This window comes from Rhizobium mayense (genome assembly GCF_030272705.1).
GTDB classification, from domain to species: Bacteria; Pseudomonadota; Alphaproteobacteria; order Rhizobiales; family Rhizobiaceae; genus Rhizobium; species Rhizobium mayense.
The window spans coordinates 31,257-47,965 of the sequence record NZ_JARFYM010000009.1 but is presented as its reverse complement, the minus strand read 5'-3'; the positions used below and the strand labels follow the sequence as shown (position 1 = coordinate 47,965).

Genomic DNA, 16,709 nt, shown 5'->3' with positions numbered 1-16,709 from the left:
CGCCGGGTTTTTGTTAGTCTTGGGAGGGAACTAAGGGGCGGCATAAATCGCGTCGCGAAGATCGATGGTGAATTGCCCCCACATGCCCTCGATCGCCGTGTTGGTCAGCGCCACGACCGTCAGCTTTTTCTGGGGGTCGACGAACCAGCTGTGGCCATAGACGCCACCCCATTTGATCGTGCCCTTGGAGAATGGAGCCTGCGCCGCAACGGGGTCGGTGACGACGGACCAGCCATAGCCGAAGCCGAAGCCGGCCTGTTGCGTCTGCATGTGGCCGCCCGCCTGATCGGTCACCATGGTCTTCACCGTATCGGCATTCAGCAGCGGTGTGCCGTCCTTCCGTATGGCTTCCAGAATGGCAAGGATGTCACTTGCCGTTCCGGCCATGCCTGCGCCGCCGGAATGATAGGAACCAGGATTGAACATTCTGTCCGGCGCGAAACGTATGAAGTTATCGAGGATCGGAACGAGCGCCTCTTGTCCCATTGGCTGCGGCTCCGATGCACCATTCATGTAGGCGACTGCCAGGCGGCTGCGGTCGCGGACCGAGAAGGCCGTATCGGAAAGCCCGAGCGGCTTCATCACCAGCTCCGCGACGACCTCGCCGAGAGCACCGCCGGTTTCCTTTTCAAGGATGCCGCCGAGCACATCCATCGCCAGCGAATATTGCCAGCCTTCGCCGGGCGGAAAGAGAAGCGGCGCGCTGGCGACACGCTTGAGGTTATCTGCCAGCGACCGGCCGGGAGTGTCCAGGCCGTCCGATACGCCGGCGCGGTGATACGGACCATCCTGCGCCTCCGCGAATGTGTATCCTAGTCCGGACGTGTGCGTAAGAAGATGCCGGATACGGATAACGGCCTCGCCTCCATTCGGCAGCCGCGGCCGGAAGTCCGGCAGCCATTTGGTGATCGGATCTCCGAGCCCGATGCGGCCCTGCTCGACTAGCCGCATAGCGGCAATAGTGACGATCGGCTTGGTGATGGAGGCCAGGCGGAAGATGGCATCTTCCTTCATCGCCACCTTGTTTTCCCGATCCGCCAGGCCGGCAGCGCGGCTGTAGACCAGCTCTCCATTCCGGGCGATCAGGACCACGGTCCCGACCAGCCTCTTGTTCGCCAGGGCGGAATCAATCGCAGCATTGACGCCTTCAGAAAGGCTGCCGTGGCTTGGGCGCGTGGAATTTTCCAGGGGAAGACTCATGGGGCAAAACCTTCTATAATCACAATGACCATTCCTGAATAAACCAGATCGGGAAATAATTCTAGAGTGACCATTGTGAAAAATATGGAAGAGACAGAAAATTCCTCGCCGCGCAAGCGTGGGCGCCCGCCGGCCTTCGATCGCGAGACCGTTCTTGCCGCCGCGCGGGATACATTCTGGAAGCATGGCTATGATGGTTCCTCCATCGCCGATCTGACGGCTGCCATGGGGATCACACCGCAAAGCCTCTATGCGGCCTTCGGTTCCAAAGCCGAGCTCTACCGAGAAACGCTCGAGCAGTATCGGCGCATGCCACGAGCGGAGCCCGGCAATCCGTTTGCGGACAGGGTGGATACGGTGACCGCCTTCGAGCGCTTTTTGACGAATTCCGCCAAGATCTTCACGGCGCCGGAGCATCCGAAGGGCTGCATGATATCGACGGCGGTGCTGAATTGCGCGGAGGAAAACGAACCGATCGCCTATCACGTCGCTTCGATGCGCCTGCAGTCGCTGGTCATCTTCACGGCACGGATCGAGCGCGGTATCGCGGAGGGCGACATGCGGTCGGATGCCGACGCCCGATCGCTTGCACGCTTTCTGGGCGCAATCGTGCAGGGCATGTCCGTCCAGGCGCGCGATGGTGCAACCACGGATGAATTGCTTGCCCTATTATCCCATGGTCTCAGCGAGCTGAAAAAATACCAGTTGCGGCCGGAGCTCTAACCGGCGGCAACAAAAACCCGGCGACCTAATGAACAGACCCCTGAAAGTTGTCGTGCAACTTTCAGGGGTCTGTTCGCGGGATCGCCGGGTTGCTGAACAGCTTGGAGAACGGCCGCTTAGTCGTTGGACGAAACCTTGAGGCCGATGACCTGAGGGATCGACTGCGGAGCGCCCATGGCGGCGCCGATGATCATCGGCAGCGGCACCGGCTTGTCCGGCGAAGCCTTGACCGTCAGGCTTTTCGGATTGTCGAGATAGGCGCTGACGGCCGCAGAGACGGCGTTCTGCAGCTCCGGAATGTTGAGCTGAGCCATCATGATCGGCGTCATCGCCTTCAGCGTGTCGGCGAGCTGCTTGCCGGAAACACCCTGCTGCTTGCCGGCAAATTCGAGTGCGCGGGACGTGATCGAACTATCGTCGAAGCGGATTTGCGCGCTGTTGAAGGTCAACTGCTGCAGAAGACCGAGCATGGCAAGACCGGCAGATTGCTGGGCATCCTGTTGGTTCGGATTGGAGCGGACGGTCTTGAGCGTATCCTGCAGCGACTTGGCGAAGGCGGGCGTGTAGCCGGAGAGGCTGAGCGCAATGTTCAGCTTACCGACATCCTTGAAATCCAGCGAATATTCGGTGATGTCGATCTTGCCTGGAGCAATCTCCCAACTGCCCTTCATGGCGATCCTGCCGCTCAACTGCTGCAGATCGAGCTGGTTGATGGCCTCCTTGGTCTGCGGATCGTCGACCTTGCTGAGATCGGCCTTGATGCCATCGACATTGGCATTGAAGTCGAGACCGGACTTGTCGGCTCGCTTGCTCATCGTGGCGTCGGCGTTGGTGAATGAGAAGACCTGCGTGCCGTCCTTGGTGAAGGAGACGGAGCCGGCATGTGCGGTCTTATAGAGCAGCAGGGAGTCGAGATCGCCCTTGGTCGCATCGGCCGGGATTTCGACGCCGCTCAACTTGAGGTCGGAGGCTGCGATGGTAACGTCGTCCTTGGTCGTGGCAACGTTGGGAAACGCGATCTGATCGATCGTGTAGCCGCCGCCTGCTTCCGCTACGCCGGTCAAAGTGATATCGCCCACCTTAACGCCATCGGGCGTCCCAGCCGCGTTGATGGTCACGCCTTTCAGCGTCACCGTCGTGCCACTGACATCGATGCTTTGGGCTGCAACCGAGCCGCCTTGCAGAGCGTAGGCGTCATTGATCTTCTTCAGGAGGTCGTTGCCATCAAGCGCAAAGGCGGAGCTGGCAAAAGACAGAATTGCGGCGCTGGACAGCATCAGCCGTGTTGTCCGATAGAAAGTCATGGTGGCTTTTCCTCATTGAGCTGGTGTAGGCGGGGCACATATGTTGCGTGTACTGCCGCGAGTTATATTCACGTTTGCCTTAAATTCCAATGACAGTGGCGATAGCAAATAGATGCACGGAAATTGTGTCCAACGTTACGTCAGATCGTGCGTGAATTGAGGCGTCATCCACAAGTGCTTTCCACTGTTTTCCTTGCCGGGAATGGGCATCTCCGATAGTCAAGAGCCATGGGACAAAATCTTTTACCGCCTGGTGGCGGCGACGACGACAGCATCCATCCGGTCGATCTCAAGGCCGCGCTCGAAGAGCGCTACTTGGCCTATGCCTTGTCGACGATCATGCATCGCGCCCTGCCGGATGTTCGCGACGGCCTGAAGCCGGTTCACCGGCGCATCGTCTACGCGATGAGCGAGATGGGCCTGCGCCCCAACGCCGCCTTCCGCAAATGCGCCAAGATCGTCGGCGAGGTGATGGGTAACTATCACCCGCATGGCGACCAATCGATCTACGACGCGTTGGCTCGCCTGGCGCAGGATTTCTCGCAGCGCTACACGCTGGTCAACGGCCAGGGCAATTTCGGCAATATCGACGGCGATAGCCCCGCAGCCATGCGCTACACCGAATCCAAGATGACGGCGGTTTCGGAGCTGCTGCTCGAGGGCATCGACCAAGATGCAGTGGATTTCCGCGATACCTATGACGAGTCGAATTCCGAGCCCATCGTTCTGCCCGGCGCTTTCCCGAACCTGCTCGCCAATGGCTCCTCGGGCATCGCTGTCGGCATGGCGACCTCCATCCCGCCGCACAACGCCCACGAACTCTGCGATGCGGCGCTGCATCTGATCCGCGATCGGGACGCGACCGTCGAAAAGTTGGTGGAATTCATTCCCGGCCCGGATTTCCCGACGGGCGGAATCATCATCGACAATCGAGACAGCATCATCGAAAGCTATAAGACCGGCCGTGGCGGTTTTCGCGTGCGTGCTAAGTGGGAAACCGAAGATCTCGGTCGCGGCGGCTATCAGATCGTCATTACCGAAATCCCGTTCCAGGTGCAGAAGTCGCGCTTGATCGAAAAGATCGCCGAGCTGCTTCTGTCGCGCAAGCTGCCACTGCTCGAGGACGTTCGCGATGAATCCGCCGAGGACATCCGTGTCGTCCTGACACCGAAGAGCCGCACCGTCGATCCGATGATCCTGATGGAATCAATGTTCAAGTTGACGGAACTGGAAAGCCGTTTCCCACTCAACATGAACGTTCTGTCCATGGGCCGCATCCCGAAGGTCATGGCGCTGAACGACGTGCTGAAGGAGTGGCTGGACCACCGCCGCGAAGTTCTGTTGCGCCGTTCGCGCTTCCGCCTCGCCGCTATCGAAAAGCGCCTGGAAATCCTCGGCGGTTTCCTGATCGCCTACCTCAACATCGACGAGGTCATCGCCATCATCCGCGAGGAGGATGAGCCGAAGCCTGTGATGATGGAGCGGTTCGGGCTGACAGACAACCAGGTCGAGGCGATCCTCAACATGCGGCTGCGCTCCTTGCGCAAGCTCGAAGAATTCGAAATCCGCAAGGAATTCGATGGCCTGACCCAGGAGAAGGCCGATATCGAGGCCTTGCTCGCCTCCGACGACAAGCAGTGGCAGACGGTCGCCTGGGAAATCGGCGAGGTAAAGAAGAAGTTCGCCAAGGCGACCGAACTCGGCCGCCGTCGCACGCAGTTTGCCGAAGCGCCTGAGGCCGATGATGCGGCGATTCAGCAGGCGATGATCGAGAAGGAACCGATCACCGTCGTCGTCTCGGAAAAAGGCTGGATCCGCGCGCTGAAGGGCCACATCTCGGATACGTCGACGCTCACCTTCAAGGAGGGCGACGGGCTGAAGGTGGCATTCCCGGCGCAGACGACCGACAAGATCCTGATCATCACGACCGGCGGCAAGGCCTATACGCTCGGCGGCGACAAGCTGCCCGGCGGCCGTGGCCATGGCGAGCCGCTGCGTATCATGGTCGACATGGAAAATGACCAGGACGTGCTGACCGCCTTCGTCCACGATCCTCAGCGCAAGCAGTTGGTCGTCTCGACCGCTGGCAACGGCTTTATCGTGCCGGAAGTGGAACTGGTGGCCAACACCCGCAAGGGCAAGCAGATCATGAACCTGACGACGCCGGATGAGACCAAGCTGCTGGTGCCGATCTCGGGCGATCACGTCGCCATCGTCGGCGAGAACCGCAAGATGGCGGTTTTCCCGCTGGAGCAGATCCCGGAAATGTCGCGCGGCAAGGGCGTACGCCTGCAGCGCTACAAGGATGGCGGCGTCAGCGACATCAGGTGCTTCGCCATCGCCGACGGCCTGACCTGGGAAGACAGCGCTGGCCGTACCTTCACCAAGACCAAGGACGAGCTGGTCGAATGGCTCGGCGACCGCGCTGCGGCAGGCCGCAATGTGCCGAAAGGCTTCCCGAGAAGCGGCAGGTTTTCGGGGTGAGGAGCGTAGCCGACGAAACGCCCCAGTAGGGCGTTTCGAGCGACGAACGCCCTGAGCTCAAGCGAAGGGCCGGGTGGTGCGCCGGCAGGACTTGCGGTCAGTGGACCAGTGGTACGGAGAAGTCTCTGAGGAAGCGTGTCGCTCCCGTATCATCGATTTCTCCGGCGGCAATGCCTAGTACAAGAGTTACGATCATTCCATCGTCTGCATCAATCAGATAGCCGTTGATGTAGAGAAATGTAAAAGCCGCCACATATCCCGTTCTCTTATTTCCATCGGAAAAAGGATCGTTCCGAACGAGGCCATAAAGGTAGGCCGCAGCAAGAGCGAATAGATCATTCTCGCCATATGCAGCTTTGTTCAATGGACGAGCGATGGCGGCTTCCAAGGCATTTTCGTCTTTTAACCCCGGCAATCCGCCATGCTCGGCGAGCTGCTCGTGGTGCATGATCTCAATGGCTTCGCGTGACAGCCATTTGTACTCATTCATTTTGCGAGCTCGCGCAGGGCTGCACGATATTTTTGCATCCCAAGCCTTGCTGCTCGCAATTGTTCGGCGAGGTCGGCGCGCTCGGGAACCAATTCGATATTGCCGTTTACTTCGCGAATTTCCAAAGCATCGCCATTTTTCAAACCGAGCCTTTGAAGAACTTCCTTCGGAATAATCACGCCTTCGGAATTGCCAATCTTGCGGATCACGACGTTCATCGTTCTGCTCCCTATGTAATAACGGAGTTATAACATAGGGCCATTACGGTCGCAAACCGCCTCACCCCGCCGGTGCCAGTTTCGCCCTGATCCGAGCCTGCCATAGCGAATGCGCAGCGAGCGCCAGGATCAGCACCAGCCCGCCGGTAAGCGTCATGTTGCTTGGCGCTTCGGCGAAGATCAGCCAGACCCATATCGGCGCCAGGATCGTTTCCAGCAGATAGAACATCGCCACTTCTGGCGCCGACAGAAAGCGGGTGCCGGTGGCAAGGCACCAGAAGGAGAGGGGCATCAGGACCGCGCCGTCGAGCAGGATCCAGGCGGGATGATCGATGGCAATGCTTGACGGGATGACATGGTAGAGTCCGATCGCGGCAGGGATGATCGCGGACAATAGGGAAGCGAAGCCCATATCCCTGCGCGAGGCTCGGGCAATTGTGATGGCGCAGGCGATGAAAAAAGAAGCGAGAACCGACAGCGCGTCGCCGAGGAAATGGCCGCCCTCCATGCCACCCTGTACGATCAGGCCGACGCCGAAGATCATCGCGATCATGGTGACGATGGTGGAAAGAGCGGGGCGCTCCTTCAGGAAAATCCAGGAGAGGAGTGCGGCGAACATCGGATTGAGAGCGATGATGAACACCACGTTCGCTGCCGTCGTGTAGTAGATGGCGAGGAGAAAGGTAATGGTCGTCAGGCCGTAGAAGAGGCCGACGGGAAGCCCGATCCAACCCGGCAGAACGCCGCGCAGTGACCCGGTGACGCGGCGGATGACGATAAGAGCAACCAGCGACACGAAGATCGTCGCAAGACTGCGCGCCGTGAGGACGGACCAGACGTCGCCGCTCGCAAGCCGAATGAGCGGGATATCAAACGACAACGCGAGACCGCCGATCGTGGTCAGCAGCAAGCCTTTTCGGTGATGCGAGAGATGGGAGACCATTCAGCGGGAATTGTCTTCGGCATCCGCGGGATCGAAGCGCTCCCAGCCGCGCGGCGTCAGATGCTCCTGCGGCTGAAACCGTGTCTTGTAGTCCATCTTGCGCGAGCCCTTGACCCAATAGCCGAGATAGACATGCGGCAGGCCGAGCGCCTTGGTCCGCTTGATGTGATCGAGGATCATGAAGGTGCCGAGCGAGCGATGGTCGAGATCGGGATTGAAATAGGAATAAACCATCGACAATCCGTCGCTCATCACGTCGGTCAGCGCAGCCGCCAGCAGCTCGCCCTTTGGCCGCTGCTCGAGCCCTGAGCCTTCCTCGCGCCGGCGATATTCGATGATGCGGGTGTTGACGTGGGTATCTTCGACCATGATCGCATAGTCGAGCACGGTCATGTCGGACATGCCGCCTTGCTGATGACGGTCATCGAGATAGCGGCGGAAGAGGGAATATTGTTCGCTCGACGGCTGGGCCGGAAATTCGGTGGCGATGATATCGCTATTGGCCGACAGGACGCGCTTCATCGAGCGGCTGGGCACGAAGTCCTGAGCGAGAATGCGAACGGAAATACAGGCGCGGCAGGATTCGCAGGCGGGGCGGTAGGCGATATTCTGCGAGCGGCGGAAGCCGCCTTGGGTCAGAATGTCGTTCATCTCCGCCGCGCGCGGACCGACGAGATGGGTAAAGACCTTGCGCTCCATCTCGCGCGGCAGGTACGGGCAGGCAGCCGGTGCCGTCAGATAAAACTGCGGGGATGGCGTCGACTGCGTGTTCATCTGCCGCTGATTGACCTTTCGTTCGGCATTCGGATTCCCATTATCACAAGCATGGCCCAAGTTTAGAAAACGTCAACTATGTCCTTTGTGCAAGGTCACAGTTTCCCGGCTTGTTCAGAAGCAAAACGCCCTTTCGTCCGGATATGGTATTGGGTGGATATCGGCGTAATTTAGGCCGTTCGGATGATAACCGTACCGAGCAACAGGTCATGTACCAGGCGGCTGCGTTCGATGAACAGGCCCGCCAGCAGAATGAGCGGCGTCAAGACGGAGTTCAGGATCCAGAACAGTGCCAGATGCACGATGGCGGTCAGGAAATCCATCGGCCGGCCATCTAGACGCACCATGGCGATGCCCATGGCCCGCATGCCGAGCGAGGCCTGATGTGGCCCTCCGAGCGTCCAGCCGAAATAGAGACCGGCGACGATGATGCACAGGGCGGGGTAGAGCACGAAGCCCAGCCCAAGCGTCAGGATCGAGAAGAAGAACAACAGGATCGCTGCCGGGATGCAGAGCAGGCCGACGATGACATAATCGAGGATGAAGGCGAAGATGCGCCGGCTCAGCACGCCACTATAGGCGCGCCAGTCGTCCGGTGCTGCATAAAGCGGGCTAGGATTCAGGCTCATTGTCTTCCTCCTTCGCGCATAACCCCTCCAATCGTTCCGATTTCAGAAAAAGCTCATGCGCAGGTTAAAGATTCCATTGCGACTTTTACGCGTCGGGCACGACGTGCGGCGCAAGAGGGAAACATTTGCCGAACATATGGTGTGAGGTCCGGCAAATGCAATAAGCTTGTGGCCCGCGATTACCTCTTTGCCAGCAGTCTCGCCACTTCCGGCGCAAAATAGGTCAGAATGCCGTCGCAGCCGGCGCGCTTGAAGGCGAGCAGCGTTTCCAGCATCACCCGTTCGCCGTCGATCCAGCCATTCGCGGCGGCGGCCTTGATCATCGAGTATTCGCCGGACACCTGATAGGCGAAAGTCGGAAGGCCGAAGGCCTCTTTCAGCCGCCAACAGATGTCGAGATAGGGCAGGCCGGGCTTGACCATCAGCATGTCGGCGCCTTCCTCGACGTCGAGGGCAGCGTCCCGCACTGCTTCGGTGCCGTTGGCCGGGTCGATGTAGTAGGTTTTCTTGTCGCCCTTCAGCAGGCCGCCGGTCGAGATCGCCTCGCGATAGGGGCCGTAGAAGGCCGAGCTGAACTTGGTAGCATAGCTCATGATGCCGACGCTCTGGTGACCGGCGGCGTCGAGCGCATGGCGGATTGCGCCGATGCGCCCATCCATCATCTCCGAGGGCGCAATGATATCGGCGCCGGCGTCCGCCTGGTAGACGGCGGCGCGCGCCACCTGCTCGACCGTCTCGTCGTTGACGATTTCGTTGCCGCGCAGAATGCCGTCGTGCCCATGGCTGGTGAATGGATCGAGGGCGACGTCGGTGATGACACCGATATTCGGCACGGCCTTTTTGATGGCGGCGCTGGCGAGATTGATGAGGTTGTTCTTTTCCAGGCTGTTGGAGCCGGTTTCGTCGCGCAGCTCCATTTCGATGTTCGGGAAGGTGGCTAGCGCGGGAATGCCGAGGTCGGCCGCTTCCTTAGCGGCTTCGACCGCCTTGTCGACCGTCAGTCTGAAGACGCCGGGCATGGCCGGGATCGGCTCGGCGATGCCGCTGCCGGGGATCAGGAAGATCGGCCAGATCAGGTCGTCGACGGTCAGCCGGTTTTCCTGCACAAGGCGGCGCGTCCAATCGGCCTTGCGGTTGCGCCGCATGCGCCGATGCCCCGTGATCTCGTCAACAAGGTGCGTCTTGTCTTCCATGGTTCCGCCATCCTTTTTAGTCTATCTATGGCCTCAATTTGCAAGCAGCGTACCTATCACGCTGTCCCCAGGAAACAAAACCCGGCGAAAGGCCGCAGCCATTATAGCTCTGGCGAGCCAGTGGCCTCCTACGTATTGTTCGCACATGGAACCTGATTCTTCGACCTTGCCCAAGAACACGCTGACGGACATTCTATTCGTCCTGTTCCTGCGGCTGATTGCGATCGCCTGCTTCTGGCTCGGCCTGCAATATTGGTCGATGCTGGTCGGTTATTCGCTGGAAGGTCATGCCCGTTTCGATCTGCTCAATCTGCCCTGGAAAGTGGCAGGCGCTGGCCTTGCCGTCGTCTTCCCAGTCGCGGCCCTCGGCCTGTGGCTGACGGTCTCCTGGGGGCCGGTCATCTGGGTGCTGGCAGCGGGCGGTCAGGCGCTGATGTACGGGCTCTGGCCGCAGATTTTCGGCTCCAATCCGTTGATCGTGATCCTGCATGGCTGCGTCGCCGTGCTCTACTGTATTTTCCGTATTTTACTGTGGCAGGAAAAGCGCCGGCGTCGGCAACAGGTAATGGTTGATTTACCCTGAGACACCAAGACTTCCTGGTAAGGTGCTGTTAAGCCTGCAGTTTAAGTAGAATTTTATGTGTATTCGATAGGGTCTCACTCAAGGCGGGAAGAAAACGACACCGCCAAACAAAACAGTGAGGCCAAGTCATGATGAACACGAAAATCAAGCCGCAGGCAGTTGCGAATGCTCGGGACCAGCAGATCGAAGATATCCGTGGTCTGTATATGGAATCGCTCCACCTGGTGGAGCGCCTCCACCGCCGTCTCCTCGATGTTATCAAGGACGAGTTCGACCGCCAAGGCCGCGACGACGTCAACGCGGTGCAGGCGCTGCTCCTTTTCAACATCGGCAATTCCGAGCTGACCGCCGGCGAGCTGCGCTCCCGCGGCTTCTATCTCGGTTCCAACGTTTCCTACAACGTCAAGAAGCTGGTCGACCTCGGCTTCATCAACCACCAGCGCTCGCGCATCGACCGCCGCTCGGTTCGCATCAGCCTGACGGAAACCGGCCAGGACATCGCCGAAACCGTCGCCAAGCTCTACGAGCGCCACATCGCCTCCATCGACAAGGTCGGCGGCATCGGCACGGACGAGTTCACCCAGATGAACAAGCTCCTGCAGCGCCTCGACCGCTTCTGGAACGATCAGATTTTGTATCGCCTGTAAATAGCGGCGGCAGATCTGCTAAGAGACTCTCCAGTGCAATAAGCTGGATACGCTCCCTGCGTGTCCAGCTTATGCTTTGTCGGGACCAGCGTATGTGCGCTTTTTGTCACGTCCGGTCACCACCTTGCGGTGCACAACAATGTCTGCGGCATCTGCACCATTGACGCCTAAGCCTCAGGCGCTATGAACCAATCCCATGGTATTTTAGCAACGCAAAATGGTGGTTCTTCCGTTACGGCAGGCGAAAGCAAGTTTCATGCCGGGCGACACGAATTGGCCATATTGCTATGACAGCGGAAATGAACGGCAAACGGCGCTTTTCAAGTCTTGATCTTCATGCCTTAGCGCTTTGGGCTCGCAATATTGTGATGGTCCGGAGCGAAGTTTTTGTGGTGCTCTAAGGCAACGGATTGATAGTGAGCTGCGTTACTTGGCGCGAGTTGCTGTATTTACTGCTTTCTCTCTTGGCTGCGGATAAATTTGGTCGCAGCGTCGAACGGTGGGATATGTCGAAGAAAAACGGAATTGAACCTTTCTCGCGCCGCTCCTTCCTGCGGTCTGCGGCAACTTTAGGCGTCGCCGCTTTGGCAGCTCCGGCTCTTGCACAGGACCAGACGCCTCTCAGTGCGCTGATCAACAACCGGGCCCGCGGCAACTGGGACGATCAGTTCGATGCGAAGGCGGCCGCGCGTACCGCCGCAGCGGTTGTCTCCAACACGCCGATCCTCGGGCCAGATTCCGTACCGAACATCCAGCAGGCGATCGCCCAGTATCAGAGCATCGTCGCCAATGGCGGCTGGCCGCAGATCAACCCCGGCGACCAAACGCTTCAACTCGGTGTCAACGACGGCTCCGTACAGGCGCTGCGCCAGCATCTGACGATAACCGGCGACCTGCCGCGTGAAGCAGGCATGTCGACTGCCTTCGACTCCTATGTCGACGGCGCAGTCAAGCGCTTCCAGGCTCGCCACGGCCTGCCGCCGGATGGTGTTCTCGGCGAGTTCACGCTGAAGGCGATGAATATCCCCGCTGATGTCCGCCTGCAGCAGCTGAACACCAACCTCATCCGCCTGCAGACTTTCCCGGCCGATCTCGGCCGCCGTCATGTCATGGTCAATGTCCCGGCGACCTATGTCGAAGCCGTGCAGGATGGTCAGGTGGCGCTGCGCCATGAAGCGATCGTCGGCCGCCTCTCACGCCCGACGCACCTCATCAATTCAAAGATCTACGAGGTCATCCTCAACCCTTATTGGACGGCGCCACGCTCCATCATCATCAAGGACATCGTGCCGCTGATGCGGAAGGATCCGACCTACCTGAAGAAGAGCAACATCCGCCTTCTCGACGGAAAGGGCAACGAAGTTGCACCTGAGACGATCGACTGGAATTCCGACAAGGCGCCGGATCTGATGTTCCGCCAGGATCCGGGCAAGCTGAACGCCATGGCGTCCACGAAAATCAACTTCCATAACCCCAACAACGAATATATGCACGACACGCCTGAACAGGGCTTGTTCAACAAGCTGATGCGTTTCGACAGCTCGGGCTGTGTGCGCGTTCAGAACGTGCGCGACTTGGCGACCTGGCTGCTGGCTGAAACTCCGGGCTGGCCGCGCCAGCACATCGAGCAGGTCATCGCCACCCGCGTCAACACACCGATCACATTGGCGACGGAAGTTCCGGTCTACTTCGTCTATATTTCCGCCTGGGGCGCTGCCGATGGCATCGTTCAGTTCCGCGACGATATCTACCAGCTAGATGGCAATTCCGAGTTGGCCCTGGATACGACGCAGGGCATGGAGCAGCCGGTTCAATAATCGGCCTGACGTGAGCGACATTTATGGAAGCCGCATCTTCGGATGCGGCTTTTCCATTTGCCCGAAGCACTCATCGTAGAATGCCCAGCAAATGTCGCTCATCGTATTGCTCTCGGGCGACCCTGACGCTAATACCGTCTCCATTGCCGTTCCGGCCCGTTCAGGAGCTTCCACGATGACCAATGCTTCCACCGAACCCTTCTTCAATCGCTCGCTTGCCGATACCGATCCGGAGATCTTTGGCGCGATCAACAAGGAATTGGGTCGTCAGCGGCATGAGATCGAGCTGATCGCCTCGGAAAACATCGTTTCCCGCGCCGTCTTGGAAGCGCAGGGCTCGATCATGACGAACAAATATGCCGAAGGCTATCCGGGCAAGCGCTATTACGGCGGCTGCCAGTTCGTCGATATCGCCGAAGAACTCGCCATCGAACGCGCCAAGAAACTGTTCGGTGTCAACTTCGCCAATGTCCAGCCGAACTCCGGTTCGCAGATGAACCAGGCGGTCTTCCTGGCGCTGCTGCAGCCGGGCGATACCTTCATGGGTCTCGATCTCAATTCGGGCGGCCACCTCACGCATGGTTCGCCGGTCAACATGTCCGGCAAGTGGTTCAACGTCGTTTCCTACGGCGTGCGCGAAGGCGACAACCTGCTCGACATGGATGCGGTTCAGCGCAAGGCGGAAGAGCACAAGCCGAAGCTGATCATCGCCGGCGGCACGGCCTATTCCCGCATCTGGGACTGGAAGCGCTTCCGCGAGATCGCCGATAGTGTCGGCGCCTATCTGATGGTCGACATGGCCCATATTGCCGGCCTCGTTGCCGGTGGCCAGCACCCGTCGCCGTTCCCGCATTGCCATGTGGCAACGACCACGACCCACAAGTCGCTCCGCGGCCCGCGCGGCGGCATGATCCTCACCAATGAGGAGGATCTGGCGAAGAAGTTCAATTCGGCCGTCTTCCCCGGCCTCCAGGGCGGTCCGCTGATGCACGTCATCGCCGCCAAGGCAGTTGCTCTCGGCGAAGCCCTGCAGCCGGAGTTCAAGGACTATACCGCGCAGATCGTCAAGAATGCCAAGGCGCTTGCGGAAACGCTGATCGCCGGCGGTCTGGACGTCGTGTCCGGCGGCACGGACAACCACCTGATGCTGGTCGACCTGCGCAAGAAGAACGCCACCGGCAAGCGCGCCGAAGCCGCTCTCGGCCGCGCTTACGTGACCTGTAACAAGAACGGCATCCCGTTCGATCCGGAAAAGCCATTCGTCACCTCCGGCGTCCGTCTTGGTACACCGGCCGGCACGACGCGCGGTTTCAAGGAAGCCGAATTCCGCGAAATCGGCAATCTCATCATCGAAGTGCTTGACGGCCTGAAGGTCGCCAATTCCGATGAAGGCAATGCCGCTGTCGAGGCTGCTGTGCGCGAAAAGGTGGTCAATCTCACCGGCCGTTTCCCCATGTACGGCTACATGGGTTGAGGAGAGCGCATGCGCTGCCCTTACTGCGGCTCTGAAGATACCCAGGTCAAGGATTCGCGCCCGGCGGAGGATAACACCTCCATCCGCCGGCGGCGCATCTGTCCGGATTGCGGCGGCCGTTTCACGACCTTCGAGCGCGTGCAACTGCGCGAATTGATGGTCATCAAGAAGACCGGTCGAAAGGTGCCCTTCGATCGGGACAAGCTGGTGCGCTCTTTCGAGATCGCGTTGCGTAAGCGCCCGGTCGACCGCGATCGCATCGAGCGTGCCGTCTCCGGCATCGTTCGCCGCCTGGAAAGCTCCGGCGAAACGGAAATCAGTTCGGAGCAGATCGGCCTGCAGGTGCTGGAAGCTTTGAAGAGCCTCGATGACGTCGCCTTCGTGCGCTATGCTTCCGTCTATCGCGATTTCTCGCATGCGGAGGATTTCGAGCAGGTGATTACCGAGATCAACGCCAAGATCGCCCGCGATCCGCTGGACACCTGACCATGGCGCCCCGGCCTGAGGACGAACGTTTCATGGCCGCGGCGATCCGCCTGTCGCGCTGGCATTTGGGTCTCACCAACACTAATCCGTCGGTCGGTTGCCTGATCGTCAAGGACGGTGCCGTCATCGGCCGTGCCGTCACAGCGCTTGACGGCCGGCCGCATGCCGAGCCGCAAGCCCTGGCCGAGGCCGGCGAGGCGGCGAAGGGAGCGACCGCCTACGTCACGCTCGAGCCCTGTTCCCATTACGGCAAGACCCCGCCCTGCGCCGAGGCGCTCATTGCCTATGGCGTCGCTCGCGTCGTCATCAGCGTTACCGATCCCGACCAGCGTGTTTCTGGTCGCGGCATTGCAATGCTGCGGGATGCGGGGATCGAAGTCGATGCCGGCATTCTTGAGGAAGAGGGCAGGCGCTCGCTTGCCGGCTATCTCATGCGCCAGACGAGAAACCGGCCCTATGTGACTCTCAAACTTGCTGTTTCCGCAGATGGGATGATTGGCAAAACAGGCGAGGGGCAGGTACGCATCACTGGCGATGTCGCCCGTGCCCAGGTGCAGGTCGTGCGCGCCGAAAGCGACGCCATTCTTGTCGGCATCGGCACTGCGATAGCGGATGATCCGGAATTGACCAGCCGTCTGCCGGGGCTGGAAGGCCACACGCCGTTGCGGATCGTCATCGACGATCAGCTTCGGCTTCCTCTCGGCAGCAAGCTCGTGAAGACGGCACAACAATACGGGCTCATGGTCGTGGCCGGCCATCCGCCGCCCTTCGATGAAAATGCGGACAAGGCCTTCATGGGCCGCCGCGCCGCACTGGATGCCGCCGGCGCCGAAGTGTTGCAATCCAACTCCAGCGAGCCGGGAGAATTGCTTGAGGCGCTGGCGACGCGCGGCATCTCCTCTCTCTTAGTCGAAGGCGGAGCAAGGACGGCGCAGCGTTTTCTCGCCGCCGATCTCGTTGACCGCATCCTTCTGTTCCAGGGGCCGGGTACGATCGGCGAGGGCGGTATTGAATCGCCTGTCACGAAGACCAATATCCCAGCCAGTTTCAGACATATCCGCGCGAGCCGGTTTGGCGATGATCGCTGCGACGAATTTGAAAGAGGTTTTTAATGTTTACCGGAATTGTCACCGACATCGGCAAGGTCGAATCGGTCTCTCCGCTCAAGGAAGGCATCAAGCTGCGTGTCGCCACCAATTACGATCCGGCAACGATCGATATGGGGGCCTCGATCTCCCATTCCGGCATCTGCCTGACGGTGACAGGCCTGCCGGAAGCCGGCAGCAACGGCCGCTGGTTTGAGGTGGAAGCCTGGGAAGAAGCCCTGCGGCTAACCACCATCGGCACCTGGGAAGCTGGCAGCAACATCAATCTCGAGCGCTCGCTGAAGATCGGCGATGAGCTCGGCGGCCACATCGTCTCCGGTCATGTCGATGGCAAGGCGGAGATCCTGTCGGTGACGGCGGAAGGCGACGCCACCCGCTTCCGCCTGCGCGCCCCGGCGCATCTCGCAAAATTCGTCGCTCCCAAGGGCTCGATCGCGCTCGATGGCACGTCGCTGACGGTAAACGCCGTCGACGGCACGGATTTCGACGTGCTCCTCATTCGTCATACGCTGGAGGTCACCACCTGGGGTGAGCGTAAGGCCGGCGATTTCGTCAATTTCGAAGTCGACACCATGGCCCGCTATGCCGCGCGGCTGGCTGAATTTCCGGTGGCGCGGGAAAGCTGATTCGAGGCGTCA

At 59.8% G+C, this 16,709-nt stretch carries 17 protein-coding genes; 9 read left to right on the top strand and 8 right to left on the bottom strand.

The genetic code is table 11. From position 1 onward, the window contains the following. Positions 1-30 precede the first annotated feature (30 nt). Positions 31-1,200 carry a serine hydrolase domain-containing protein gene (locus PY649_RS13360; protein WP_285868924.1) on the bottom strand — a complete coding sequence of 390 codons (1,170 nt, stop codon included), beginning with the start codon at positions 1,198-1,200 and terminating at the stop codon, positions 31-33. Positions 1,201-1,266: 66 nt separating this feature from the next. On the opposite strand from PY649_RS13360, the gene PY649_RS13355 reads away from it, so the two are divergent. Then, positions 1,267-1,923 carry a TetR/AcrR family transcriptional regulator gene (locus PY649_RS13355; RefSeq protein WP_285868923.1) on the top strand — a complete coding sequence of 219 codons (657 nt, stop codon included), beginning with the start codon at positions 1,267-1,269 and terminating at the stop codon, positions 1,921-1,923. A 116-nt stretch (positions 1,924-2,039) separates the two neighbouring features. Here the strand turns inward: PY649_RS13355 and PY649_RS13350 are convergent, their stop codons facing one another. Continuing rightward, entirely contained in the window at positions 2,040-3,227 is a 1,188-nt protein-coding gene (locus PY649_RS13350) for an aq_1923 C-terminal domain (protein WP_285868921.1), read from the bottom strand. A 228-nt stretch (positions 3,228-3,455) separates the two neighbouring features. Here PY649_RS13350 and parC point away from each other — a divergent pair, with 228 nt between their 5' ends. Further along, positions 3,456-5,711 (top strand): DNA topoisomerase IV subunit A, encoded by a 2,256-nt coding sequence (parC, locus tag PY649_RS13345; RefSeq protein ID WP_285868920.1) that lies wholly within the window; start codon positions 3,456-3,458, stop codon positions 5,709-5,711. Between the two features lie 97 nt (positions 5,712-5,808). Here the strand turns inward: parC and PY649_RS13340 are convergent, their stop codons facing one another. The 6 genes from PY649_RS13340 to hemB all read right to left on the bottom strand — a co-directional run bounded on the left by PY649_RS13340 (position 5,809) and on the right by hemB (position 9,958). Beyond that, positions 5,809-6,201 (bottom strand): type II toxin-antitoxin system death-on-curing family toxin, encoded by a 393-nt coding sequence (locus PY649_RS13340; RefSeq protein WP_285868918.1) that lies wholly within the window; start codon positions 6,199-6,201, stop codon positions 5,809-5,811. Further along, positions 6,198-6,419 (bottom strand): AbrB/MazE/SpoVT family DNA-binding domain-containing protein, encoded by a 222-nt coding sequence (locus tag PY649_RS13335; RefSeq protein WP_034487322.1) that lies wholly within the window; start codon positions 6,417-6,419, stop codon positions 6,198-6,200. Before PY649_RS13335 ends, PY649_RS13340 begins: the two co-directional genes overlap by 4 nt. 61 nt (positions 6,420-6,480) lie before the next feature. Beyond that, on the bottom strand, positions 6,481-7,362 hold the full coding sequence (locus tag PY649_RS13330; RefSeq protein ID WP_285868917.1) for a DMT family transporter: 882 nt from the start codon (positions 7,360-7,362) through the stop codon (positions 6,481-6,483). Further along, positions 7,363-8,136, bottom strand: a complete 774-nt coding sequence (locus PY649_RS13325; RefSeq protein ID WP_285868916.1) for an arginyltransferase — start codon at positions 8,134-8,136, stop codon at positions 7,363-7,365. It abuts the gene before it with no gap. A 170-nt stretch (positions 8,137-8,306) separates the two neighbouring features. Then, entirely contained in the window at positions 8,307-8,765 is a 459-nt protein-coding gene (locus tag PY649_RS13320) for an RDD family protein (RefSeq protein ID WP_285868915.1), read from the bottom strand. Positions 8,766-8,944: 179 nt separating this feature from the next. Beyond that, positions 8,945-9,958, bottom strand: coding sequence for a porphobilinogen synthase (gene hemB, locus PY649_RS13315; protein WP_285868914.1), 1,014 nt, complete (start codon positions 9,956-9,958; stop codon positions 8,945-8,947). Positions 9,959-10,103: 145 nt separating this feature from the next. Here hemB and PY649_RS13310 point away from each other — a divergent pair, with 145 nt between their 5' ends. From PY649_RS13310 to PY649_RS13280, 7 genes are all read left to right on the top strand, one after another. Next, the gene (locus PY649_RS13310; RefSeq protein WP_285868913.1) at positions 10,104-10,541 is read left to right on the top strand and encodes a DUF6163 family protein; all 438 of its coding nucleotides are present in this window, start codon (positions 10,104-10,106) and stop codon (positions 10,539-10,541) included. A 131-nt stretch (positions 10,542-10,672) separates the two neighbouring features. Beyond that, positions 10,673-11,188, top strand: a complete 516-nt coding sequence (ldtR, locus tag PY649_RS13305) for a transcriptional regulator LdtR (RefSeq protein ID WP_028753315.1) — start codon at positions 10,673-10,675, stop codon at positions 11,186-11,188. Positions 11,189-11,694: 506 nt separating this feature from the next. Continuing rightward, positions 11,695-13,005: a L,D-transpeptidase family protein gene (locus tag PY649_RS13300; protein WP_285868912.1), complete on the top strand. Its 1,311-nt coding sequence runs from the start codon at positions 11,695-11,697 to the stop codon at positions 13,003-13,005. Between the two features lie 175 nt (positions 13,006-13,180). Further along, complete coding sequence (glyA, locus tag PY649_RS13295) at positions 13,181-14,479, top strand: serine hydroxymethyltransferase (protein ID WP_285868911.1); 1,299 nt, start codon at positions 13,181-13,183, stop codon at positions 14,477-14,479. Positions 14,480-14,488: 9 nt separating this feature from the next. Continuing rightward, positions 14,489-14,965, top strand: a complete 477-nt coding sequence (nrdR, locus tag PY649_RS13290) for a transcriptional regulator NrdR (RefSeq protein ID WP_120703770.1) — start codon at positions 14,489-14,491, stop codon at positions 14,963-14,965. Positions 14,966-14,967: 2 nt separating this feature from the next. Beyond that, positions 14,968-16,077, top strand: a complete 1,110-nt coding sequence (gene ribD / locus PY649_RS13285; RefSeq protein WP_285868910.1) for a bifunctional diaminohydroxyphosphoribosylaminopyrimidine deaminase/5-amino-6-(5-phosphoribosylamino)uracil reductase RibD — start codon at positions 14,968-14,970, stop codon at positions 16,075-16,077. Further along, positions 16,077-16,697: a riboflavin synthase gene (locus tag PY649_RS13280; protein WP_285868909.1), complete on the top strand. Its 621-nt coding sequence runs from the start codon at positions 16,077-16,079 to the stop codon at positions 16,695-16,697. Before ribD ends, PY649_RS13280 begins: the two co-directional genes overlap by 1 nt. Positions 16,698-16,709: the final 12 nt, after the last annotated feature.